Origin of the sequence: Streptomyces flaveus (genome assembly GCF_014647675.1) — a bacterium.
GTDB lineage: Bacteria > Actinomycetota > Actinomycetes > Streptomycetales > Streptomycetaceae > Streptomyces > Streptomyces flaveus.
On record NZ_BMPQ01000010.1, the window covers coordinates 240,565 to 262,997 of the forward strand.

24 protein-coding genes and 1 tRNA gene are annotated in these 22,433 nt (G+C 69.7%); 16 read left to right on the plus strand and 9 right to left on the minus strand.

Annotated elements, in window-relative coordinates:
• Window positions 1–96: 96 nt before the first annotated feature.
• From IEZ21_RS22100 to IEZ21_RS22115, 4 genes are all read left to right on the plus strand, one after another.
• A complete protein-coding gene (locus tag IEZ21_RS22100) occupies window positions 97–672 on the plus strand; it encodes a TerD family protein (RefSeq protein ID WP_033320773.1) in 576 nt (191 codons plus the stop codon).
• Between the two features lie 125 nt (window positions 673–797).
• The gene (locus IEZ21_RS22105) at window positions 798–1,373 is read left to right on the plus strand and encodes a TerD family protein (protein ID WP_033320665.1); all 576 of its coding nucleotides are present in this window, start codon (window positions 798–800) and stop codon (window positions 1,371–1,373) included.
• A 49-nt stretch (window positions 1,374–1,422) separates the two neighbouring features.
• Window positions 1,423–2,568: a DUF475 domain-containing protein gene (locus IEZ21_RS22110; RefSeq protein ID WP_033320664.1), complete on the plus strand. Its 1,146-nt coding sequence runs from the start codon at window positions 1,423–1,425 to the stop codon at window positions 2,566–2,568.
• A gap of 127 nt (window positions 2,569–2,695) precedes the next feature.
• Window positions 2,696–3,436, plus strand: a complete 741-nt coding sequence (locus IEZ21_RS22115) for a TerD family protein (protein WP_189323647.1) — start codon at window positions 2,696–2,698, stop codon at window positions 3,434–3,436.
• Between the two features lie 43 nt (window positions 3,437–3,479).
• On the opposite strand, the gene IEZ21_RS22120 is transcribed toward IEZ21_RS22115, so the two are convergent.
• Entirely contained in the window at window positions 3,480–4,325 is an 846-nt protein-coding gene (locus IEZ21_RS22120) for a TerD family protein (RefSeq protein WP_189323648.1), read from the minus strand.
• A 208-nt stretch (window positions 4,326–4,533) separates the two neighbouring features.
• Here IEZ21_RS22120 and IEZ21_RS22125 point away from each other — a divergent pair, with 208 nt between their 5' ends.
• The 3 genes from IEZ21_RS22125 to IEZ21_RS22135 all read left to right on the plus strand — a co-directional run bounded on the left by IEZ21_RS22125 (window position 4,534) and on the right by IEZ21_RS22135 (window position 9,026).
• Window positions 4,534–5,700 (plus strand): HpcH/HpaI aldolase/citrate lyase family protein, encoded by a 1,167-nt coding sequence (locus IEZ21_RS22125; RefSeq protein WP_189323649.1) that lies wholly within the window; start codon window positions 4,534–4,536, stop codon window positions 5,698–5,700.
• Between the two features lie 63 nt (window positions 5,701–5,763).
• Window positions 5,764–8,214, plus strand: coding sequence for a phosphoribosyltransferase (locus IEZ21_RS22130; protein WP_189323650.1), 2,451 nt, complete (start codon window positions 5,764–5,766; stop codon window positions 8,212–8,214).
• Entirely contained in the window at window positions 8,214–9,026 is an 813-nt protein-coding gene (locus IEZ21_RS22135; RefSeq protein ID WP_189323651.1) for an HAD family hydrolase, read from the plus strand. Before IEZ21_RS22130 ends, IEZ21_RS22135 begins: the two co-directional genes overlap by 1 nt.
• Here IEZ21_RS22135 and IEZ21_RS22140 read toward each other — a convergent pair.
• Complete coding sequence (locus tag IEZ21_RS22140) at window positions 8,953–9,738, minus strand: DedA family protein (RefSeq protein ID WP_189323652.1); 786 nt, start codon at window positions 9,736–9,738, stop codon at window positions 8,953–8,955. The two genes, IEZ21_RS22135 and IEZ21_RS22140, sit on opposite strands and share 74 nt — an antisense overlap.
• 177 nt (window positions 9,739–9,915) lie before the next feature.
• Here IEZ21_RS22140 and IEZ21_RS22145 point away from each other — a divergent pair, with 177 nt between their 5' ends.
• Both IEZ21_RS22145 and IEZ21_RS22150 read left to right on the plus strand, forming a co-directional pair.
• On the plus strand, window positions 9,916–11,010 hold the full coding sequence (locus IEZ21_RS22145; RefSeq protein WP_246568012.1) for a sensor histidine kinase: 1,095 nt from the start codon (window positions 9,916–9,918) through the stop codon (window positions 11,008–11,010).
• The gene (locus tag IEZ21_RS22150) at window positions 11,001–11,645 is read left to right on the plus strand and encodes a response regulator transcription factor (RefSeq protein WP_189323654.1); all 645 of its coding nucleotides are present in this window, start codon (window positions 11,001–11,003) and stop codon (window positions 11,643–11,645) included. Before IEZ21_RS22145 ends, IEZ21_RS22150 begins: the two co-directional genes overlap by 10 nt.
• Window positions 11,646–11,665: 20 nt before the next feature.
• On the opposite strand, the gene IEZ21_RS22155 is transcribed toward IEZ21_RS22150, so the two are convergent.
• From IEZ21_RS22155 to IEZ21_RS22165, 3 genes are all read right to left on the minus strand, one after another.
• On the minus strand, window positions 11,666–11,887 hold the full coding sequence (locus IEZ21_RS22155) for an FmdB family zinc ribbon protein (protein ID WP_189323655.1): 222 nt from the start codon (window positions 11,885–11,887) through the stop codon (window positions 11,666–11,668).
• Between the two features lie 44 nt (window positions 11,888–11,931).
• On the minus strand, window positions 11,932–13,359 hold the full coding sequence (locus IEZ21_RS22160) for a hypothetical protein (RefSeq protein ID WP_189323656.1): 1,428 nt from the start codon (window positions 13,357–13,359) through the stop codon (window positions 11,932–11,934).
• 74 nt (window positions 13,360–13,433) lie between these two features.
• The gene (locus IEZ21_RS22165; RefSeq protein ID WP_189323657.1) at window positions 13,434–14,201 is read right to left on the minus strand and encodes a DUF4097 family beta strand repeat-containing protein; all 768 of its coding nucleotides are present in this window, start codon (window positions 14,199–14,201) and stop codon (window positions 13,434–13,436) included.
• Between the two features lie 229 nt (window positions 14,202–14,430).
• Here IEZ21_RS22165 and IEZ21_RS22170 point away from each other — a divergent pair.
• Window positions 14,431–14,502, plus strand: a tRNA-Val gene (locus IEZ21_RS22170).
• 91 nt (window positions 14,503–14,593) lie between these two features.
• On the opposite strand, the gene IEZ21_RS22175 is transcribed toward IEZ21_RS22170, so the two are convergent.
• From IEZ21_RS22175 to IEZ21_RS22185, 3 genes are all read right to left on the minus strand, one after another.
• On the minus strand, window positions 14,594–14,956 hold the full coding sequence (locus tag IEZ21_RS22175; protein ID WP_051744665.1) for a DUF8825 domain-containing protein: 363 nt from the start codon (window positions 14,954–14,956) through the stop codon (window positions 14,594–14,596).
• A 95-nt stretch (window positions 14,957–15,051) separates the two neighbouring features.
• Entirely contained in the window at window positions 15,052–16,239 is a 1,188-nt protein-coding gene (locus IEZ21_RS22180; protein ID WP_189323658.1) for a M20 family metallopeptidase, read from the minus strand.
• Between the two features lie 140 nt (window positions 16,240–16,379).
• Window positions 16,380–17,933: an AbgT family transporter gene (locus IEZ21_RS22185; RefSeq protein WP_189323659.1), complete on the minus strand. Its 1,554-nt coding sequence runs from the start codon at window positions 17,931–17,933 to the stop codon at window positions 16,380–16,382.
• A 115-nt stretch (window positions 17,934–18,048) separates the two neighbouring features.
• Between IEZ21_RS22185 and IEZ21_RS22190 the strand changes: the two genes are divergently transcribed.
• From IEZ21_RS22190 to IEZ21_RS22215, 6 genes are all read left to right on the plus strand, one after another.
• On the plus strand, window positions 18,049–19,074 hold the full coding sequence (locus IEZ21_RS22190) for an Lrp/AsnC ligand binding domain-containing protein (protein WP_189323660.1): 1,026 nt from the start codon (window positions 18,049–18,051) through the stop codon (window positions 19,072–19,074).
• A 109-nt stretch (window positions 19,075–19,183) separates the two neighbouring features.
• On the plus strand, window positions 19,184–19,756 hold the full coding sequence (locus IEZ21_RS22195; protein WP_189323661.1) for a GNAT family N-acetyltransferase: 573 nt from the start codon (window positions 19,184–19,186) through the stop codon (window positions 19,754–19,756).
• Between the two features lie 53 nt (window positions 19,757–19,809).
• Entirely contained in the window at window positions 19,810–20,178 is a 369-nt protein-coding gene (locus IEZ21_RS22200; RefSeq protein WP_189323662.1) for an ArsR/SmtB family transcription factor, read from the plus strand.
• Entirely contained in the window at window positions 20,175–20,660 is a 486-nt protein-coding gene (locus IEZ21_RS22205; RefSeq protein ID WP_189323663.1) for an SRPBCC family protein, read from the plus strand. The genes IEZ21_RS22200 and IEZ21_RS22205 overlap by 4 nt, the downstream gene beginning before the upstream one ends.
• Before the next feature lie 156 nt (window positions 20,661–20,816).
• The gene (locus tag IEZ21_RS22210) at window positions 20,817–21,173 is read left to right on the plus strand and encodes a YciI family protein (protein WP_189323664.1); all 357 of its coding nucleotides are present in this window, start codon (window positions 20,817–20,819) and stop codon (window positions 21,171–21,173) included.
• A 128-nt stretch (window positions 21,174–21,301) separates the two neighbouring features.
• Window positions 21,302–21,535: a DUF2277 domain-containing protein gene (locus tag IEZ21_RS22215; RefSeq protein WP_189323665.1), complete on the plus strand. Its 234-nt coding sequence runs from the start codon at window positions 21,302–21,304 to the stop codon at window positions 21,533–21,535.
• A 48-nt stretch (window positions 21,536–21,583) separates the two neighbouring features.
• Here IEZ21_RS22215 and IEZ21_RS22220 read toward each other — a convergent pair whose 3' ends face one another.
• Window positions 21,584–22,201, minus strand: coding sequence for a DedA family protein (locus IEZ21_RS22220; RefSeq protein ID WP_033320645.1), 618 nt, complete (start codon window positions 22,199–22,201; stop codon window positions 21,584–21,586).
• Between the last annotated feature and the right edge of the window lie 232 nt (window positions 22,202–22,433).

Consider the following 22,433-nt stretch of genomic DNA (forward strand, 5'->3'; position numbering starts at 1 on the left):
CTGCGTCAACAGGGAACCCCTCACTAGGATCGACACGTTGATCCGATAGCAACGCACTACGGGGCACCCCGCCCCTGGACACGAATGGGAGGACTCGTGGGAGTCAGCCTCAGCAAGGGCGGCAACGTATCGCTTTCCAAGGAGGCGCCTGGCCTTACCGCGGTCATCGTCGGTCTGGGGTGGGACGTCCGCACCACCACCGGCACCGACTTCGACCTCGACGCCAGCGCCATCCTGACGAACGCGGAGGGCAAGGTCAGCAGCGACGCCAACTTCGTGTTCTTCAACAACCTCAAGAGCCAGGACGGCTCGGTCGAGCACACCGGTGACAACCTCACCGGTGAGGGTGAGGGCGACGACGAGCAGATCAAGGTCAATCTCGCCGGTGTACCGGCGGACGTGGAGAAGATCGTGTTCCCGGTCTCGATCTACGACGCCGAGAACCGCCAGCAGTCGTTCGGCCAGGTCCGCAACGCGTTCATCCGCGTGGTGAACCAGGCGGGCGGCGCGGAGATCGCGCGGTACGACCTCTCCGAGGACGCCTCGACGGAGACCGCGATGGTCTTCGGCGAGCTGTACCGTCACGGTGCGGAGTGGAAGTTCCGCGCCATCGGCCAGGGCTACGCCTCGGGCCTGCGCGGCATCGCGCAGGACTTCGGCGTCAACGTCTGAGCCTTTTCGGTTCCTGTCGCAGAGGGCAGGACCTGCCGCTTCACCTCCCGTCCGGCGTCGCACACCACTAGTGCGGCGCCGGACGCGCTCGACAACTGAAGGCTTGACCGGGGAGGAACAGAAACATGGGCGTCACGCTCGCCAAGGGGGGCAATGTCTCCCTCTCCAAGGCCGCACCGAATCTCACGCAGGTGTTGATCGGGCTCGGCTGGGATGCGCGCTCCACCACCGGAGCCGACTTCGACCTCGACGCCAGCGCACTGCTGTGCAACTCGGGGCGGGTGCTCGGCGACGAGTGGTTCATCTTCTACAACCAGCTCAAGAGTCCGGACGGCTCGGTCGAGCACACCGGGGACAACCTCACGGGTGAGGGCGAGGGCGACGACGAGTCCATCCTGATCGACCTCTCCAAGGTGCCCGCCAACGTCGACAAGATCATCTTCCCGGTCTCGATCCACGACGCCGACAACCGCGGCCAGACCTTCGGCCAGGTCAGCAACGCCTTCATCCGCGTCGTCAACCAGGCCGACGGCCAGGAACTGGCCCGCTACGACCTCTCCGAGGACGCCTCCACGGAGACCGCGATGATCTTCGGTGAGGTCTACCGATATGGCGCGGAATGGAAGTTCCGAGCCGTGGGACAGGGGTACGCGTCGGGGCTGCGGGGCATCGCTCTAGACTTCGGAGTCAACGTTTCGTAAAGCCGCGCGCGGCGCGGGGGAGACCCGTACACAGATGATTGGGTAGCCAGTGGTTCTGAAAACCTTCGGCTGGTCGTTCGCGGTCACCGCGCTCGGCCTGGTCGCAGCGGTGCTGTTCGGCGGATGGGGCGCGTTCGGGGTCGTGCTGATCCTGTCCATCCTCGAGATCTCGCTGTCCTTCGACAACGCGGTGGTCAACGCCGGAATTCTGAAGAAGATGAACGCCTTCTGGCAGAAGATCTTCCTCACCGTCGGCATTCTGATCGCCGTCTTCGGAATGCGGCTCGTCTTCCCCGTGGTGATCGTGGCGGTCAGCGCCTCGCTCGGCCCCATCGAGGCCGTCGACCTGGCGCTGAACAACCCGGACCGCTATGAAGAGTTGGTGACCGACGCCCACCCGTCGATCGCGGCCTTCGGCGGTATGTTCCTGTTGATGATCTTCCTCGACTTCATCTTCGAGGACCGTGACATCAAGTGGCTGGGCTGGCTCGAGCGTCCGCTGGCCAAGCTCGGCAAGGTCGACATGCTCTCGGCCTGCATCGCGCTGATCGTCCTGCTGGGCGTCTCGCTGACCTTCGCCAAGAACGCGCACCTGCACGCCGGGCACGCCGACAAGGCGGAAACGGTGCTGCTCTCCGGCGTCGCCGGTCTCATCACATACATGGTGGTGGGCGGTCTCTCCGGCTTCTTCGAGAATCGGCTCGAGGAATCGGAAGAGCGCGAGCACGAAGCGGAAGAGGAGGCCAAGAAGGCCGGCAAGCCGGTCTCCGCGGTGGCGATGGCCGGCAAGGCGGCCTTCTTCATGTTCCTCTACCTGGAGGTCCTGGACGCCTCGTTCTCCTTCGACGGTGTCATCGGCGCCTTCGCCATCACCAACGACATCGTGCTGATGGCCCTCGGCCTCGGTATCGGCGCCATGTACGTCCGGTCGCTCACCGTCTATCTGGTCCGCGAGGGCACGCTCGACGACTACGTCTACCTGGAGCACGGCGCGCACTACGCGATCGGCGCGCTCGCCGCGATCCTGCTGATCACCATCCAGTACGAGATCAACGAGATCATCACCGGTCTCATCGGCGTCGTCCTGATCGGCTGGTCCTTCTGGTCCTCGGTCCGCCGCAACCGCGCACTGGCGGCAGCAGAGGGAAAAGCTGACGCCTCGGACGACAAGGCAGAAGTCTCGTCCGGGGTGTGACACCCCTCCCGGTGAGGAACGCTTTGAGGCGGGGCGGTCACGAGGAAGTCCTCATGGCCGCCCCGTCGTCGTATCCGTTGTATTCGTCTGTTGTCCGTCGGGGTGAACACCTAACCGTGGGGGTGGAATGAGCTTCTGGGACGGTCTGTGGCGTGGTGGGCGATCGACGCAGTTCGATTCGGGGAGCGCGGCGACCAACGCCATCACGCTGACCAAGCGGAACCAGTCGGTCTCGCTCACCAAACAGGGCGCGGCCACCGGCAATCTGCGTGTCAACCTGTCCTGGCGGATGCGCACCTCCGACATAGGCGGCGGCCGGCGCAGCAGCCTGCTGCGCCACCCCTTCCAGGCGTTCAAGCCCGAAGTGGTGCAGGCGCACACCGAGAGCATGGTCAACGTCGACCTCGACCTGGGGTGCCTGTACGAGCTGACGGACGGCACCAAGGGCGTCGTACAGCCGCTGGGCAGCTTCTACGGAGAGCTCAACGGACCGCCGTACGTGAAACTCAGCGGCGACGACCGCTTCGGCTCGGGCTCGGGCGAGACGATCTTCATCAACCTCGACCACCGGGAGCAGATCAAGCGGCTCCTGGTCTTCGTCTACATCTACGACCAGACCCCGGCCTTCGACCGTACGCACGCCATCGTGACTCTCTACCCGAGCAACGGCCCGCGGATCGAGGTCGGCCTCGACGAGCGCCACCCGCAGGCCCGTTCCTGCGCGGTGGTCATGATCGAGAACGTCAAGAACGAGCTGATCGTGCGGCGTGAGGTGAAGTTCGTGTACGGGTTCCAGGCCGAACTCGACCGGCTGTACGGGTGGGGGCTTCAGTGGGGCCGCGGTTACAAGGCGAAGGCCGACCGTTGAGCACCGCTCTCCCAAAGCGGGTGTGTCGGCGACGAAGCGGTGCTCACCGCCCGACGAACTGCGGCCCCTGCGGCGGCAGCCTGAACTCCGGGTCGGGCATGGCCGGGACCGGGTGCGGATAGCCGTACGCCGGCTGGGCGGTCGCCGCGGCGGGCTGGGGTGGGGCGGCTTGCGGATAGGCGTACGAGCCCGGGGAGGCCGGCTGCGGATAGCCGTACGCCGGCTGGGTCGCGGACTCCGGGGGGTAGCCGTAGGCGGGCTGCGAGGGTTGCTGGGGCAGACCGGAGGCGGCGGGCTGCTCGGGCGGCAGCGGCGCCGAGTTGCCCGCGGACGCGGGCTCGGACTCGGACTCGTCCACCTCGATTCCGAAGTCGCCCGCCAGACCCTCGATGCCGTTCGCATAGCCCTCGCCGAGCGCCCGGAACTTCCAGCCCTCCCCGCGCCGGTACAGCTCACCGCAGATCAGCGCGGTCTCCTCGCCGGTCTCCGGCTTGATGTCGAAGTACGCCAGCGGCTCACCGTCCGCGAGGGCGGCGTCGTACAGCAGGATCCGCAGGGCGCGGACGCGGTCGAAGGTTTCGCCCTCCGCCGAGGCGACCAGGAGGATCCGCGTCACGGCCTTTTCGACGCCCGCCAGATCCGACTGGATCGTCTCGGTGAGCCCCTCGGCGACCCGCTTCTTGCCGAGCCGCCAGACCATGCCCGAGGGATGCCGGGGCTGGTTGTAGAAGACGAAGTCCTCGTCGGATCGCACACGATCGTCGGGCCCGAGGAGCAGCGCCGAGGCGTCCACGTCGGGAACGCCCGGCCCCGGCGCCCAGCGCAGCACGGACCGTACCGCCTTGGCGTTCAGCGGTACGTTCGACCCCTTCAGCATCGCGTGCGTCATGCGGTCATCCTGCCTTCTCGATCCTGGTCACGACAATGCGGGGGTGCGCCCCGGCCCGTTCGGTGTGAGGCTGGAGGATATGGCTGTATTCGGCTGTGTTCGTCTGCGTAACCTGAATTTCATGCCGGGTGGGAACCCCGGACATGGGTCTCTACGTACTATTACCGGCCACATATCGTCAGGCCGATCAGCCGCTCCGGGGAGTCTTATGCGTCATTTCGGGCACATCGCTCCGGAGGTGCGGCAGCGCCTCTTCCACCAGGAACCCTGCGTCTTCACCGCGGAATCCCCGGCCCGGATGCTCTCCGTGGCCCTCGGCGCCACGCTGTACAGCCCCGCGACCAGACCGCGGCTGGCCGAGGACATCGTGAAGCAGATCGACCGCGGCGTCGTCTCGATGGTGCTGTGCCTGGAGGACTCCATAGACGACTCGGAGGTTCCGGGTGCCGAGGAGAACCTGGTCCGGCAGTTCGGGGTCCTGGCCGATGGCTGTCCGGATATGGAGCTGCCGCTGCTGTTCGTCCGCGTCCGTACGCCGGAGCAGATCCCGGACCTCGTCCAGCGGCTCGGCGGCTCGGCCCGGCTGCTGTCCGGTTTCGTACTGCCGAAGTTCACCGAAGAGCGGGGCGTACCGTTCCTGGAGGCGCTCACCGCGTCCGAGGCCGCGAGCGGGCGGCGGCTGTTCGCCATGCCCGTCCTCGAATCGCCGGACCTGCTGTACCGCGAGTCGCGCGTGGACACCCTGGCGGGAATCTTCCGCGCCGTCGACAAGTACCGCGACCGCGTTCTCGCGCTCAGGCTCGGCGTCACCGACTTCTGCTCCTCGTACGGGCTGCGCCGGGCGCCCGACATGACCGCGTACGACGTACAGATCGTGGCCTCCGTGATCGCCGACGTGGTGAACGTGCTGGGACGGGCCGACGGCACCGGATTCACGGTTACGGGGCCCGTGTGGGAGTACTTCCGGGTCCAGGAGCGCATGTTCAAGCCGCAACTGCGCCGCAGCCCCTTCACCCCGGAGGCCGAGGACCTGCGCAACGCACTGATCGAGCACGACATGGACGGGCTGCTGCGCGAGATCTCCCTCGACCGCGCCAACGGTCTGCTCGGCAAGACCTGCATCCACCCCTCGCACGTACTGCCCGTGCACGCCCTGTCCGTGGTCAGCCACGAGGAGTACAGCGACGCCCAGGACATACTGCGTCCGGAGCGTGGCGGCGGAGGCGTCCTGCGGTCCGCGTACACGAACAAGATGAACGAGGTGAAGCCGCACCGCGCCTGGGCCGAGCGCACCCTGCAGCGCGCCGAGGTCTTCGGCGTCGCGAACGAGGACATCGGCTTCGTGGAGCTGCTCGCCGCCGGGCTGCCTGGCTGACCGGTCTGTCCGGCCGAGCACAGGATTTAGCCGCCGGGTTCTCCGGCCGAACACAGGGATTAAATGGAAAACGTGGTGTGGACAGGTACCTGGGTCGCCGAGCGGCTCGGCGTCGAGCTCGTCGGTGACGAGAAGCTGAGCGAGCTGCTTGGACTTGCCCTGCGGCGCAACCCCAAGCGCGCGCATCTGCTGGTGTCGAACGTGCTGGGCAAGCACGTACCGCAGAGCCCGCGCAGGGTGTGGCAGGCCGGGTACGAACTGGGCCACCGGGTGCGTGAACTGCTCGGCGACGCAGCGGCGAGCCGTGCCGTGGTGCTCGGCTACGCGGAGACGGCGACGGGCCTCGGCCACTCGGTCGCGGACGGCCTGGGCCTCGCGCCCTACCTGCACTCGACGCGGCGCCCCGTCGAGGGAGTCGAGCGCGCGGGCGGCTTCGAGGAGTCCCACTCGCACGCCACTTCGCATCTGCTGCTGCCGGAGAAGCCCGGGCTGCTCGCGGGCGACGGTGCGCTGGTCCTCGTGGACGACGAGTTCTCCACGGGCAACACGGTGCTCAACACGATCCGCGCGCTGCACGAGCGCTACCCGCGCGGGCACTACGTGATCGTCGCGCTCGTCGACATGCGCTCCCCGGCCGACCAGGGCCGCCTCGACGCGTTCGCCCGCGAGATCGGCGCGCGCGTGGACCTGGTGGCGGCGGCCTCGGGGACGGTTCGGCTGCCTGACGGCGTACTGGAGAAGGGGCAGGCACTGGTCGCCGAGTACGAGACATCCGCAGAACAGCTGCCGGGGCTTGCGGAGCACGGCACCGTCGCGCGCGTGGAGCTCGGCTGGCCGCACGACCTGCCCGATGGCGGCCGGCACGGCTTCACCCCCGAGCACCGCATACGCCTGGAGGACGCCCTGCCCGCCATGGCCGCGCGGCTCGCGGGCGCGCTGCCGGGCGGGGCGCGCCGCGTACTCGTCCTCGGCTTCGAGGAGTTGATGTACGCGCCGCTGCGGCTCGGCGTCGCACTGGAGGAGCTGACCGACGCCGAAGTCCGCTACTCCACCACGACCCGTTCCCCCGTCCTCGCCGTCGACGACCCCGGCTACGCGATCCGCAGCCGTCTCGTCTTCCCCGCCCACGACCAGCCGGGCGACGGCCCCGGCGAGCGCTACGCCTACAACGTCGCGGGCGCCGGATTCGACGCCGTCGTCGCTGTGGTCGACTCGGTCGCCGACACACCCGAACTGCACGCCCCGGACGGCCTGTTGGCGCGGCTCGCCGCCCACACCCCGAGCGTGCTGCTCGCAGTCGTCCCCTCCTACATACCGTCGTACGCCCCCACCCCGCAGCTGTCCGAAAGGCCCTCCATGCTGCCCGAGCCCCTTCGCGGCCCCGACTTCTCCTCATACGCCCCTGACGAGGTCGGCTGGCTGCTCCAGGACCTCTCGGACGTGACGCTGGAGGCGCCGACGGAGGAGCGCGAGGAAGCGATCCAGAGCGGGGGCGCGCACTACGCGGAGTCGCTGCCGGTGGAGTACCAGCCGAGCGACCGGTACCAGGAACTGTTCCGCGCCGCGCTGGACACCTCGGCCGTGCGCATCGCCCAGGCGGCGGGCGCCGTCACCGAGACCGTGCTGGCGGAGCGGTCGCCGCGCCCCGTCCTCGTGTCGCTCGCCCGCGCCGGCACCCCCATCGGCATCCTGATGCGCCGCTGGGCCAAGCACCGGCACGGGCTGGGCCTCCCTCATTACGCCGTCTCCATCGTGCGCGGGCGCGGCATCGACGCCAACGCGCTGCGCTGGCTGGCCGCCCACCACGACCCGGCCGACATCGTCTTCGTGGACGGCTGGACCGGCAAGGGCGCCATCACCCGCGAACTCGCCCAGGCCATCGAGGAGTTCGAGGCCTCCGACGGCATCACCGGCTTCGACCCGGAGATCGCGGTGCTCGCCGACCCCGGCTCCTGCGTACGCACCTACGGCACCCGCGAGGACTTCCTCATCCCCTCCGCCTGCCTCAACTCGACGGTCTCCGGGCTCATTTCGCGTACGGTGCTAAGGGCCGACCTGGTCGGAGAGCATGACTTCCACGGCGCGAAGTTCTACCGCGAGCTCGCCGGCGCGGACGTCTCCGTCGACTTCCTGGACGCCATCTCCGACCGCTTCGACGAGGTCGGCGACACGGTCGACACCCTGGTCAAGGAACTGCTCTCCATGGACCGCAGCCCGAGCTGGGAGGGCTGGGCGGCTGTCGAGCGGATCAGCGAGGAGTACGGCATCCATGACGTGAACCTCGTCAAGCCGGGCGTCGGCGAGACGACCCGCGTACTGCTGCGCCGCGTCCCGTGGAAGATCCTCGCCCGCGCGGGAGCGGGCGCCGACCTGGCTCACGTACGCCTGCTCGCCGAGCAGCGGGGCGTGCCCGTCGAGGAGGTGGCCGAACTCCCGTACACCTGCGTCGGGTTGATCCACCCCAAGTACACGCGCGGGGCGACCGGCGCCGACGGCAAGACGGTGACGGTCTGATGACCTCGCCGAAGGTGCTCGTGGCCAGCGACCTCGACCGCACACTCATCTACTCCGCCGCCGCGCTCGCGCTGCCCCTGCCGGACGAGCGGGCGCCCCGGCTGCTGTGCGTCGAGGTGTACGAGAGCAAGCCGCTGTCGTACATGACGGAGACCGCGGCAGGACTGCTCGCCGAACTCGGCGAGGCAGCCGTCTTCGCGCCCACCACGACCCGTACGCGTCAGCAGTACCGGCGCATCCAACTCCCCGGCCCCGCACCGAAGTTCGCGATCTGCGCCAACGGCGGCCATCTCCTCGTCGACGGTGCCTCGGACCCGGAGTGGCACGCACAGGTCACCGCCCGGCTGGCCGGCGAGTGCGCCCCGCTCGCCGAGGTGCGGGCCCATATGACGGCCACCGCCGACCCCGCCTGGGTGCGCAAGCACCGCGTCGCTGAGGACCTCTTCGCGTACGTCGTCGTCGAGCGCGAACTGCTCCCCGAGGACTGGGTGAAGGAACTGGCCGCCTGGGCGGAGAACCTCGGCTGGACGGTCTCTCTCCAGGGCCGCAAGATCTACGCCGTACCGAAGCCGCTCACCAAGAGCGCCGCCATGCGCGAGATCGCCCGCCGCACCGGAGCCGACCGCACCCTCGCGGCAGGTGACTCCCTCCTCGACGCCGACCTCCTCCTCGCCGCCGACCGCGGCTGGCGCCCGGGCCACGGCGAACTGGCCGACGTGGGCTGGACGGCCCCCGGGGTCACCTCTCTTCCGGAACGGGGTGTCGCCGCGGGCGAGCGGATTCTGCGGGAGTTCCTGCGGGAGGCCCGGTAGGGACCTCAACGGCGGCTGCGGTGGCTGTGGTGGACGAGGCCATGGACGCTTCCTGCTCCTTGGCGCGCCGTCGCCCGCCCCGCCCCGGCCTGAACAGCCGTACGCCCGCGAAGAGCAGCACCGCGAGCACCGCCGCGACCAGGACCACCTTCGAGTAGGCCGACACATAGCCGCTGACCTCCGTCCAGTTCTCGCCGAGCAGATAGCCGGCCAGGACGAAGATGGTGTTCCAGATCGCGCTGCCCAGTGTGGTCAGGCAGAGGAAGACGGACAGGCGCATGCGCTCGACGCCCGCAGGCACGGATATCAGACTGCGGAAGATCGGAATCATGCGTCCGAAGAACACGGCCTTGGTGCCGTGCCGGACGAACCACGCCTCTGTCTTCTCTATGTCAGTGACCTTCACCAGCGGCAGCCGGGCCGCGATCGCCACCGTGCGGTCGCGGCCGAGCAGCGCCCCCACGCCATACAGCGCGAGCGCGCCTATGACGGAACCCGCCGTCGTCCACAGCAGCGCCGCGAACAGATTCATCTGTCCGGTGCTCGCCGCGAACCCCGCGAGCGGCAGGATGACCTCGCTCGGCAGAGGCGGGAAGAGGTTCTCCAGAGCGATGGCGATGCCCGCGCCCGGCGCGCCGAGCGTATCCATGAGGCTGTTGATCCACTGAGGCGCGCCGCTGTCCTCCGCGACGCCGGCTGCGATGGCTGTCATGCCACACACGCTAGAAAACCGAACCTGAAGAGACCCTGAGGCCGACCGCAAGATTCCAGGCGGTCAACCGCAGCTCGGAATTACGGTTTTCCGCAGTGCACGCAGACCCGACGCCCGGCTAGCGTGGCGATCATGCGAGATGTGGCACGACGTGGGGTGTGGTGCGGGGTGGGGCTCATGACCGGAGCCGCCTCGGCCGCCGTCGAGCTGCTCTTCACCGTTCTGTCGGGCCTCGCCCTGTTACCCGTACTGGCCTGGCCGCGCGGTCGGCAGGCCGTGCTCCGACCCGTGTTCGCGGGTGCGCGGAGGCTGACGCAGTTCGAGCGCCGACGGCTCGGGACCTGGTTGAGCGTGTCCGTCTCTCCCGTGTATGAGGACGCGCGCGCCCTGCGTTACATCGCGTGCCGCTGGGCGCTCGGGGCGTTGGGTGCGATTGTGCTGCTGTCGGTGGCGGCCGGGCTCATTTACAGCACGTACTGGATGTTCGCCTGGATCGTCGGCGACGTCGAGCACCCCTGGGCGATCGTCTTCTCGGCCTTCGGTGGTCTGTTCCTGCTCTTCCTGGCGGTGCAGGGCGTCATCGGAGTCGCCGAGCTGGAGCGGCAGTTGGCCCGGCACTTCCTCGGACCCAGCCACCAGGAGGAGTTGGAACGGCGGATCGTGGAGCTGGCCGCGAGCCGCGCCGCGGTGGTGGACGCCGTCGACGACGAACGGCGCCGTATCGAGCGGGACCTGCACGACGGCGTGCAGCAGCGGCTCGTCGCCCTCGGCATGCTGCTCGGCCGCGCCCTGCGCAGCCAGGACCCGGAGCGCGCGGACCGGCTGCTGCGCCAGGCCCACGACGAGAGCCGGCAGGCGCTGGCCGATCTGCGCGAGGTGGCCTGGCGGATCTACCCGACCACGTTGGACGAGGCGGGACTGCGAGCGGCCCTGGAGACGGTCGCCGAGCGTTCGTCCGTGCCGGTGAGAGTGGAGTACGAGCTGGCTGCGGAGCCGGAGAAGGCGACGGCGTCCGTCGCGTACTTCGTGGTCTGCGAGGCTGTGACCAACGCGGTCAAGCACGCGATGGCGAGCCATATCACCGTTCACCTGTGGGCGGCCGAGGGCGCCCTGTGCGTACGGATCGAGGACGACGGCATGGGTGGCGCGAATCCCACGGGCAGCGGGCTGTTCGGGCTGGCCCGGCGGGTCGACGCCCTCGACGGGCGGTTCACTGTGCTCAGCCCGACGGGCGGGCCCACCGTCATCTCCGCGGAGCTGCCGTGCGCGTAATCCTGGCCGAGGACTCGACCCTGCTCAGAGAGGGTCTTGTACGCCTCCTCGCCGAGGAGGGCCACGAGGTGCTGGCCGCGGTGGGCGACGCCGAGCGGCTGCTGGCGGCCGTCGCCGAGGAGCAGCCGGACGTGGTGGTGGCAGACGTACGCATGCCTCCCACCCACAGCGACGAGGGCCTGCGCGCGGCCCTGGAGATTCGCGAGCGCTGGCCGGACGTGGGCGTGCTGGTGCTCTCGCAGTACGTCGAGAAGCGGTACGCGACGGAGCTGCTGACCGGAGACTCGGAGGGCGTCGGCTACCTGCTCAAGGACCGTGTCGTCCAAGTCGACGAGTTCCTGGACGCGTTGGAGCGGGTGAGTCAGGGGAGGGCGGCCTTCGACCCCGAGGTCGTGCGTCAGCTCCTCGGGCGCAGCGAGCGCGCGGACCTGCTGGACCGGCTCACCTCCCGCGAGCGGGACGTGTTGGCGGAGATGGCGCAGGGGCATACGAACGCGGCCATCGCGCGACGGATGCACATCTCCCTCAGCGGGGTCGAGAAGCACATCAACGCGATCTTCGACAAGCTCGAGCTGACCGGAGGCGAGGGCTACTCCCGCAGGGTGCTGGCCGTACTTCGCTATCTGGGGACCTGAGAGAGCCGAGAAACCCGGAGTCAGCCGCAGCAGCCCCCGCCGCAGCACCCTCCGCCGCTCGCCTTGGGCGCCGGTGCGGTCGTGGGCGCCGAGGCCGAGCCGCCGACCGCGACCGTCGACAGCAGCTTCACCGTGTCGTCGTGCCCGGCCGGGCAGGCGGCGGGCGCCGAGGACTCGGCCATGGGGCGGCTCTTCTCGAAGGTGTCGCCGCAGGTCCGGCAGCGGTATTCATAGCGAGGCATACGGACAGATTAGCGGGCGGCCGTGGGTCGAAGAGGCGCGCACGTCAGGTCGAGTGCCCCCGCTCCTCACGGATCTGCGACACCACCCGGGACACCGTCCGCCGCACCGCCTCCGTCTCGGTCAGGAAATGCCAGTAATCGGGGTGCCGCCCCTCCAGCGTGGCGACGGCCCGCTCCAGACGGCCCACCGAGTCGTCGAGCGGCCGGGCGTGACGCGGGTCGGGCGTATGGCGGCCTGCCATCGCCAGCCGCTGGGCGTCACGGATCGCGAAGCGCGTACGGTCGATCTCCCGCTGCGGGTCCTTCTGCACCTCGTTCAGCCGCCGCAGCCGGTCCCCGGCCGCGGACACGGCCTCGTCGGTCGTGTTCAGCAAGGCCCGCACCGTCGACAGCAGCGCCGTCGCGTCCGCCCAGCGCTGCTCGTCGCGCGCGGCCTTGGCCTCCGTCAGCTTCGCCTCGGCCTGTCGTACGGTCTCGGCGGCCTGGTCCGGTACGTGCTGAAGGTCCTGCCAGCATGCGGCCGTGAACCGCCGCCGCAGCTCGCTCAGCACCGGATCCACCTGCCCGGACCGGGTGGTGAGCGCCTGCGCGCGTGTCCGCAGCGAGACCAGGCGCCGGTCGATCTCGGCGGCCCGCTCCGGCAGCCGCTCCGCCTCCGCGCGCACCCCCTCGGCATCGCGCGCGACCCGGTCGGCGCGCTCCAGCGTCTCCGGGACGCCGTGCTGCCCGGCGCCCTGATTGAGCTTGGTCAGCTCGGGGCCGAGGGCGGCGAGGCGGGCGGCCAGGTCGTCGGCCTTGAGCCCTGAGCCTCGTACGGCATCAAGGGCGTTCGAGGCGGCGAGCAGGGCCTGGCGGGCGCGCTCGACGGTCGGGGCGAGGCGGGCCAGCTGGGTCTCGGCCTTGCCGAGCAGCGGGCCGAGCCCGTCGGTGAACCGGTCCAGCTCCTGCTTGACGCGGGTCAGCTCGTCCTTCGCCTTGGTCAGCTCCGTACGCGCCCGGGCCGCGACGGAGGCCTCCAGGTCGTCGCGGTCGAGGTCGTGGGCGTCGATCGCGTTGATATACGTATGGCTGACCTCGTCTATGCGACGCCCCAGCGCGTCGAAGTCGGAGACCGCGCGCCGGGCCGCGGGGGAGTCGTCGACGGCAGTGATGGTCTCGATCGAGATGCGCAGATCGCGCTGCGCGGTGTCGAGTTCGTAGAACGCGGCCGCCGCGGCGTCCTTGGCCGCCTGCGCCTCGGCCCGCTGGCTCTCGGAACGGCCGCCGAACCACCGCCGCGTCCCCCCGCCGGTGAACGCGGCGGGGAGCGTGAGCGCGAGCAGCGGGAGCGGAAGGAGGACCAGGGTCAGCAGGTCACGGGCGGCGCCGCGCGTTCTCGGCGCCCTCGCGGCCCTCAAATCGGCACGGTGGCGAGGTAGTTGCTGTGCCCGTGGCACAAACGGCGTGTACGGCTGTGAAGGTGTCGCCGTCACATCCCTCTCCCGTGCTGTGGTCCACCCTGCCCGGTGTCATTCTCCCACCAGGTAGGGACGAACACACGGCCCGGTCAGTTCGCCGTACGCACCGTGACTTTCCCGTCCCGTGTGTGGGCGGACACCTCGTGTGCGCTGCGCTCGTCGCGGGGCACCGACACATCGACGCTTCCGTCGCCGGTCTCGGTGTCCACGCGGTACGTCGCGTCCGCGGGCAGCTCGATGGTGACGGAGCCGTCGTGGCTGCGTGAGACGACCCGGTCAGGTACGGCGGCGAGGCCGAGCCGCACGGAGCCGTCCCGCGTGTGCACGTCCACGCGTCGGGAGTCGACGCCGGTCGCGGTGACCGAACCGTCGCCGGTGCGCAGGGTCAGCGGCCCGCTGGAGTCCTTGACGTGCACGGAACCGTCGCCCGTGCGGACGTTCAGCGCCTCCTCGAAGCCGCTCGCCCGTACGCTGCCGTCCCCGTCCTTCACGGTGACCGCGATACCGCGCGGCACCTCGATCCGGTGCTTGGCCGAGCAGTCGGCGACCACGCCCGAGCACTTCATCCGCAGCGTGAGCTTGTCGTCCTTCATCGCCCAGGTCACCTTGGGGTCCCCTCCGACGACGACGCTGCCCTGGAACCACCGGGTGACCTTCACCTCGTCGACATCGGCGGCGACCAGTTCGAGCGCGGAGTCGTCGGAGTCGACGGTCAGAGTGCGGCCCTCGAGCGCGAACGAACGCTGCTCGGGTTCGTCGTCGTCCCCGGCGTTGGCGCCGCACCCGGCGGCGAGCAGGGTGACGGCGGCGACGGCCACGGTGGCCACGGCTGCGGAACGGCGGATACGTACGGCCATGATGGGTTCCCCCTGATGTCGGGCGCCCCGGCCGTGGACTTCGTGGCCCTTTCTCGGCTGCCTGGGACGCTCTTCGACCGTACGGAGCGGGGGCTCAGGGCGGGATCCGGCCCGCTCCCGAATCCCGGGTGGGGAAAACCCCCGCATCGCGCGAGCCCGGGACCCGATGGGTACCCGATACGCGTTTGCCGGGCACTGCCCCTGGCAAGGTAGGCTGTCGACTCGTCACGGGTGCGTAGCTCAGGGGTAGAGCGCCTGCCTTACAAGCAGGATGTCGGCGGTTCGAAACCGTCCGCGCCCACCGGGCCCAAGTAGCGAGGAACCCCGGCCGATCATGGCCGGGGTTTTTCGCTGTCCGGTGATGCGCCGCCGCTCCCGGGACTCCCGAACGGTCACGCCTCCGAGGCAGGCTCCTCCGCCCGCGCACGTACGTCCTCATGTACGTGCTTCAGGCGCATCCTCGCGTCCACCTTCTCCGCAACCGTGACCTCGGCCCAGAAACGGTGGCAGGTCACGAAGACGGCCAGCTCGCGCTCACGCTCGCGGAGCTTTTCCACCTCGGCCTGTTCGTCGGCACTCCAGCCGGGCGAGGCGGGCAGCTCCACCTTGCGCCAGCCGTGGTTGTCGCTGAAGCCGTCCATGGGCTCGACCGACCAGGGGAGCCGCTTCAGCAGGGCCAGCAGCTCGGCCCGGACCTGATGCAACTCCTCCTGACCGGCCAGGAGGTCACTCGGAAAGTCGTAGGTCTCAGCCACACGCCAATGCTACGCCTGTTCGAATTTGGGATGCGAGTTTCTTGGGGGACTTCACACGGACGGGTGTGACGCGGGTACGGCAGACCGGCGATGACTCAGCCCCGCAGCGGCTGTGCCAGTCGTCCCAGCAGTCCTGCGACCAGGGCGGTCTGGGCGGGCACGGTGCCGGGGTAGATGAACTCGCCCCGGGCGTGGGCGCCGTCGCCGACCGCGCCCATGCCGCACAGGACCGGCAGGCCGAGGGCGGCGACGAAGTTGGCGTCGCTGGCACCGCCTACGGCGGCGTCGGGCAGGTCGTCGCGGCCCTGTCCGCGGGCGACCTCGCGGGCCAGGTCGAGAAGCGGGGCGGAGGCGGCGTTGAGGGTCATCGGGGGCCGGTTCCAGGCGTGGTCGATCTCGATGCGGATGCGGGGGTCGCTGACCTTGATGGCGTCGAACTCGGTGTCCACACGGGCCTGTTCGGCCTCGCTGCTGACCCGGATGTCGACGCTGGCGGTGGCCTGTCCGGCGACGACGTTGGTGGCGGAGCCGCCCTTGATGAGCCCGGTGTTGACCGTCGTACCCCTCTCGGGGGCGGCGACGGCCGCGGCGGCGACCACGAACTCGGACAGCGCGGTGATCGCGCTCGCCCCGTCCTCGGGCGCGAGCCCGGCGTGCGCCGCGACGCCGGTCGCGGTGACCCGGAAGATCCCGGAGCCCTTGCGGGCGGTCTTGACCGCGCCGTGGGCGGACGGCTCCAGCACCAGCGTGACGTCGGCCTTCTGCGCGACCTCCTCGATCACCGGCCGCGAGGACAGGGAGCCGATCTCCTCGTCGCCGTTGAAGAGGAAGGTGACGGTGGGCAGGGGTGCGCCGCTCTCCCGGGCCAGCTTCAGGGCCCAAATGCCTTGGGCCAGGCCGGTCTTCATGTCGAAGATGCCCGGCCCGCTGAGCTTGTCCCGACCGTCGTCGGACGCCTCCGGATGCTCCCAGCCGGCGAGGGTGCCGGTCGGCCACACGGTGTCGTAGTGGCCGACGAGCGCGACGTGCCCGGCGCCGGTGCCAGTGCCGGTGTAGGTCAGCGTGAGGGTGTCGCCGCACTCGCCGCCTGGGTAGCGCTGTTCGTGGTCGGGCCGACCGAGCCGGTGGACGGCCAGCTCACGCAGGAGGTCCAGACCCGCCGCGAGTCCGGCCAGGTCGTAGCTGCTGGTCTCGTGGCGGACGAGGGTCAGGATGTCGGTGACGATCTCCGACGAGACCTCCTGGGCGCGGGCGGTGAGGGCGGCAGCGGGCGATGCGGTCATGATCTGCTTTCTCGTGTCTCTCGTACGACTCGTGTCTCTCGTACGAAGCGGCTCGTACTTCTCGTACGAAGGAGGCTTCTCGTACGAAGTGGGGGGTGGCGTTCCTCGGCGGCAGGACGAGGTCAGGCGGCGGGACGGGGTCAGCTGATGCCGAACGGGATGCCCAGCAGGTACCAGGCCACGAAGAACGCGACCCAGACGACCCAGACGACGGCGGCGATCGGGATCGTGAAGGAGGCCAGGGTGCCGATGCCGGCGGACTTGCGGTACTGCTGGATGAAGCCCAGCGCCATCACGAAGTACGGGCTCATCGGGGTGACGCAGTTGGTGACCGAGTCGGCTACGCGGTAGACGGCCTGGGTGGTCTCGGGCTCGATGCCGATGAGCATCAGCATGGGCACGATCACCGGCGCGGCCAGCGCCCACAGGGCGGAGCCGCTGGTGATGACGAGGTTCATGAACGTGATCAGCACGGCGACGCCGACCAGCACGGTCCAGCCGCTCATGTCCAGGTCACGCAGCGTCTCGGCGCCCTTGACGGCGAGGATGTCGCCGATGTTCGTCCACTTGAAGTAGGCGAGGAACTGCGAGATCGCGAAGAACAGGACGAGGATCGGGGCCATCGAGCGGGTGCCGTCGACCATCGCGGCGATGATGTCGCGGGAGGCGGAGAAGGTACCGGTCATCCGGCCGTAGACGGTGCCGAGCACGGCGAAGAACAGGCCCAGGACGAGCGCCATCCCGCCGATCAGTGAGGAGTCGACGATGCCGCCGTGCTCGCCGCGCAGCGGTGAGGACGAAGGGATCATCGCCACCACCAGGAACGCGATGAAGCCCAGGGCGACCAGTCCGGTCACGTGCAGGGCGCGGCGCTGCTGGTCGGTGACCTCGATCGCCTCCAGTTCGTCGGCGTTCAGTGCGGCGACCGGCTCGTCGGGCTCCAGGTCCGTACGGCGGGCGAGGACCTTGTCGACGACGAGCGTGATCACCAGGGCCACGAGGACCGACGAGGCGAGGCCGAAGAAGTAGTTGGCCACCGGGGTGACGACGTAGTCCGCGTCGATGGTGTGGGCGGCGGCGGTGGAGATCCCCGACAGCAGTACGTCGGTGGTGGTGAGCGAGGGGGAGGCGTCGTAGCCGGCGGAGATCGAGACGTACGCGACGATGCAGCCGAGCACCGGGCTGCGGCCCGCCGCACGGAAGACCAGTGCGCCGAGCGGGATGAGGGTGACGTAGGCGGCGTCGCCGGCCACATGGCTGACCATGGCCGTCATCGACAGGGCGAAGGTCAGGTACCTGCCCGGCACCCGCGCGACCATCCGGCGCAGCAGGGCCGAGAACAGTCCGCTCCTCTCGGCGACGGCGATGCCGAACATCACGGTGAGGATGGTGGCCAGCGGCGGGAAGGCCGCGAAGTTGTCGACGGCCCCCTCGACCGCCATGGTGATGCCGTCCCTGCTGAGCAGGTTCTCCACCTTGATGGTCTCGTCCGTGCCGGGGTGCACGGCGCTGACGCCGACCGCCGCCAGTACGGCGCTGAGGACGGCGACGACCCCCGCGAGGATCCAGAACAGCCAGAACGGGTTGGGCAGTTTGTTGCCGACCTTCTCGATCCCCGCGAACGCGCGGAACGCGGCGCGCAGGACTCTCGACTGTGGCTCGGTCGGCTGGGGTGGGGTCGCGGTGGCACTCATCGGTACCTCTTCGGGCATTTGAGGGATGTTCCTGCGAACAATGGCAGTCGAATGAGAGATTCTCTAGACCCTGGATGTAACAGTGGGATTAATCGGCAGTCTAAGGTGATGCACTATGACCCGCCCCCTCCTCGACGATCTCGATCGGCGCCTCATCGGCGCGCTGCACCTGGCACCCCGGGCCACCTGGGACGACATCGGCGGGATCCTGTCCGCCGACGCCAGCACGCTGAAGCGCCGTTACGACCGGCTGTACGAGGCCCGGATGGTCCGCGTGATCGGGCAGGCCGACTGGGGCATGCACTCCACGGCGATGCCGGTCCACGTCTTCCTGGACATCACCGGCGAAACCCCGCTCGCCGTCCTCCGCCGGCTCCAGGACCTGCCCCACCTCCAGCTCCTGGCGCAGATCTCCGGCGACCACCCCCTCTACGCCGTGGTCCACGCCCCCTCCGAGGCGGCCACCAGCGAGGCGATCGACCGGATGTTCTCCGTCCCCGGCGTACGCCGCGTCAAAGCCCTGCCCGCCCTCAGCACCCATCGCCGGGGTCACACCTGGGACCCTCAGTTCCTCACCGACACCGAAAGGGCGGAGCTGCTGAAACTCGCCGGCGCCCGCCCCGAGGGCACCGCGACCGCGACACCCCCCGCCAAACCGCTCAGCGAGGCCGAACGCACCGTCGTCGCCCAGCTGATGCAGGACAGCCGCGCATCCGCCGCGAGCATCGCCCGGGCCGCCGACCTGGCCACCTCCACCGCGCACCGCGTCGTCCGCCGGGTCCTCGACGAGGGATGGGTCAAACCGCGCCTGGAGATCGTGTCGGAATGGCTCGGCTTCCAGACCCCGTTCATGCTCCGCCTACGGGTCGCCCCCGGCGAGACCCCCGACGTCATGCGCCGTATCGACCGGCTCCCCCAGACCCGGCTCGCCGCCCACGTCGCCAGCGACATGTCCGTACTCGCCACCGGCCTGGTCACCGACCGCTCCGCCGTGGCGCACTTCATCGACAACGAGCTGGCCAGGATCCCCGGCATCATCACCGTCAGCGTCGACGTCATGCTCGCCGAGCCGCGCCGCTACTGGCTGGACCGGGACCTGGCCTCCGGCCTCGGCGAATTCCACGCGCCGGTGCTGCTGTAAGCCCCCGGCTGCTCAGTCACGACGGGCGTGCCGCCCACGACGGGCGTGCCGACGAAGACGAAGGCGGACGGAGCGGCGGCGCCCCCGTACGCCGTGGCATCGTGGAGCCATGGTCATCGAGGTTCGCCCGGCTTCGGTCTTCGAGGATGTCCGTGCTCTGGTCGGGCCGAAGTCGCCCGGGGCCAACGTCTGTTGGTGTCTGAGCTACCGGATCCCGTCCAAGCTCAACAACGAGCTTCGCGGACCGGCCCGAGGTGAGTACGTCGCCGGACTGTGCCGTACGGAACCCCCTCCGGGAGTGCTCGCCTACGACGGTGACGAGCCGGTCGGCTGGGCGGCCGTGGCGCCACGCGCGGATACGTCCTTCGCTCGCAACCGCAAGATCCCGCACGTCGACGACCTGCCGGTCTGGTCGCTGTGGTGCATCCGCGTACGCCCCGGTCACCGGAAGCAGGGCATCTCGCACGCCCTCATCGCCGGCGCCGTCGAGTTCGCCCGTGCTCATGGTGCGCCGGCGATCGAGGCGTACCCGCTCGACAACGGTGACGCCAAGGTCGACCTGACGATGGCGTACGCCGGGATCCGGAAGAACTTCGAACGCGCCGGCTTCGTCCACGCCGCCGACACCACCTCCGTGCTGGCCGGTCATCCCCGGGTCCTGATGCGGCTCGACCTGCGCTGACAGATGCGTGAACCCCTGTACAAGGTGGGCGCCCTCCGCTAACGTACAACCAAATGGTTGTAGATGGCATGACCGACGAGACCGTGGACCGCCTGTTCCACGCGCTGGCCGACGCCACGCGCCGTGACATCCTCCGCCGCTGTGTGCGGGGTGAGATGTCGGTGTCACGGCTGGCCGAGGCCTACCCGATGAGCTTCGCCGCGGTGCAGAAGCACGTCGCGGTACTGGAGCGGGCCGGACTCGTCACCAAGCAGCGCCGCGGACGGGAGCAGCTCGTGCGTATGGACCCCGATGCGGTGGGCCGCGCGCGGCAGGCGCTCGACGAGCTCGAGACGGCCTGGCGCGGGAGAGTGGACAGGATGTCCCGTCTGCTCGCACAGGACCCCGAGGAGAACGACCCGACGGAAGGACCGGACAGATGACCGTCACCAGTGTGGACAAGGACCTCGACAACCTGACCCTCACCCTGATCGCCGACTTCTCCGCACCCGTCGAGCGGGTGTGGCAGCTGTGGGCCGACCCGCGGCAGCTGGAGCGCTGGTGGGGACCGCCGACCTACCCGGCGACAGTGGAGCAGTACGACCTCACCCCGGGCGGGGACGTCAGCTACTTCATGACCAGCCCGGAGGGCGAGAAGCACTACGGCTGGTGGCGCATCACCTCGGTCACCTCGCCGACGTCACTGGAGTTCACCGACGGTTTCGCCGACCAAGAGGGCAAGCCGAGCCCCGACCAGCCGACCACCAACGTGCGGGTGCAGCTCACCGAGCGCGAGGGAGGCACCCGGATGGAGATGCGCTCGACCTTCGACTCCCGGGAACAGATGGAGCAGATGGTGAACATGGGCATGGTCGAAGGCCTGCAGGAAGCGGTCGGCCAGATCGACGCGATCCTCGTGGGCTGACGAGCCTCACCGGCTGACGAGGCCAAGCCTCCGACACGTCCTCAAAAAATCTCCGGGCAGTTGTCGATTCCGCCGTCGCCCGCTCGACGCACAGGTGAGAGGCGGGGAGAAGCCCCGTCCTTGTCGCCGAGCGACCGAGATGACCGAGGAGTCACCATGCCGCGATTTCTGACGCTGGTCCGTATCGAGGAGAACGACGTTCCCGCCGGAGGGCTGGGCCCGGAGTTCGATGAGCGTATGGGCGCATTGCTCGAGGAGATCACCAAGGCCGGGGTCATGCTGGACACGGCCGGACTGCACCCGACCGCCGAGGGCACCCGGATCACCTGGACCGGCGGCAAGTTCAACCAGGTCGACGGGCCGTTCACCGAGACCAAAGAAGTGATCGGCGGCTACTCCATCACCCAGTGCAAGGACAAGGCCGAAGCCATGGAGTGGGCCAAGCGCTTCCTCGAGATCCACCCGGCGGAGTTCATGCTCACGGTCGAGGTCCGCGAGATCGCCGAGGGCTGACCGGCACGGGGTGAGAGCGGCGGTACGTCCCTGCAGGCGTACCGCCGCTCCCGGTTCCAGCAGGTGCAGCTGTTCCCGCCCCCACGATCCCCGCCCCACGATCCCCGGACACGCGCGAAACTGGACCCATGTGCCGAAGCATCAAGACTCTCCGCCCACCCGTACTCCCCGAAGAGGCCACCGAGGAGGACATCCGGGCCGCCGCCCTTCAGTACGTCCGCAAGGTGTCCGGCTTCCGGGCCCCGGCCGCCCACAACCGCGAGGTGTTCGACCGGGCGGTCGACGCGATCACGGAGGCGACGGCCGAGCTGCTGGACGGGCTCGAGGTGCGGGGTCAGACAGCCGCGCACCGGGCCGACTGACCCCGTACGCATCCCAGATAAGGCGCCAGGGCACCAGCCGCGTACGCCTCAGACGCCCGTGCCCGTCTCAGCCACCGGCCGCCGTATCAGGTACGCGGCCCCCGCGCCCGCCCCGAACAGCGCGAGCAGCGAAACGCCCGTGGCGAGCCACGTCGTGCCCAGCAGGTGGCCGCCGAAGTAGCCGAGGGCGACGCTGTACGCGGCCCAGGCCAGGCCCGCGAGGATCGACCAGGGCAGGAACTCGCGGACGCGGCGCTGGGCGGCGCCCGCGCCGAGCGAGACGAGTGAGCGGCCCGCGGGCGCGAAGCGGGCGATGACGACCAGGGCGCCGCCGCCGCGTGCGAGGGCCGCGCCGAGACGTTCCTGCGCGCCGGTCAGGCGGCGGGAGCGGGCGAGGGCCCGGTCGAGGCGCTCGCCGCCGCGCCGGGCCAGCCGGTACGCGATCAGGTCGCCGAGGACCGAGGCGGTGGCCGCGCTGAGGGTCAGCGGCAGGAGGTCCGGTACGTTCCCGGTCGCCGCCTCGGAGCCGGCCGCGGCCGCCGTCGCCGCCGCGATGACGAGGACCCCGCTCGGCAGCACCGGCACGAACACGTCGAACAGCACGGACAAGGCCACCACGGCGTAGATCCATGGGCTGCCCGTCAGCAGCCCCACACTCTCAAGCACCCGAACTCCCCTGTGTCTCCCCCGTAAGCCCGAACCGTGCCGAGAGCCGCGATGTCGCGGGGGAGCGGCAGGAGCGGCTTGTGACAGCCATACAGCGTACGCCGGGGGTTGGAGAGGAGATCCACAGGGGGCACGTGTGATCGCTACACCACGTTCACGCGGCTGTCGCCTCCTGTCCTGGAGGCGGTCCGGTCCGGCCTCCCGTACGAACGGGCCCGACACGACGACGGCG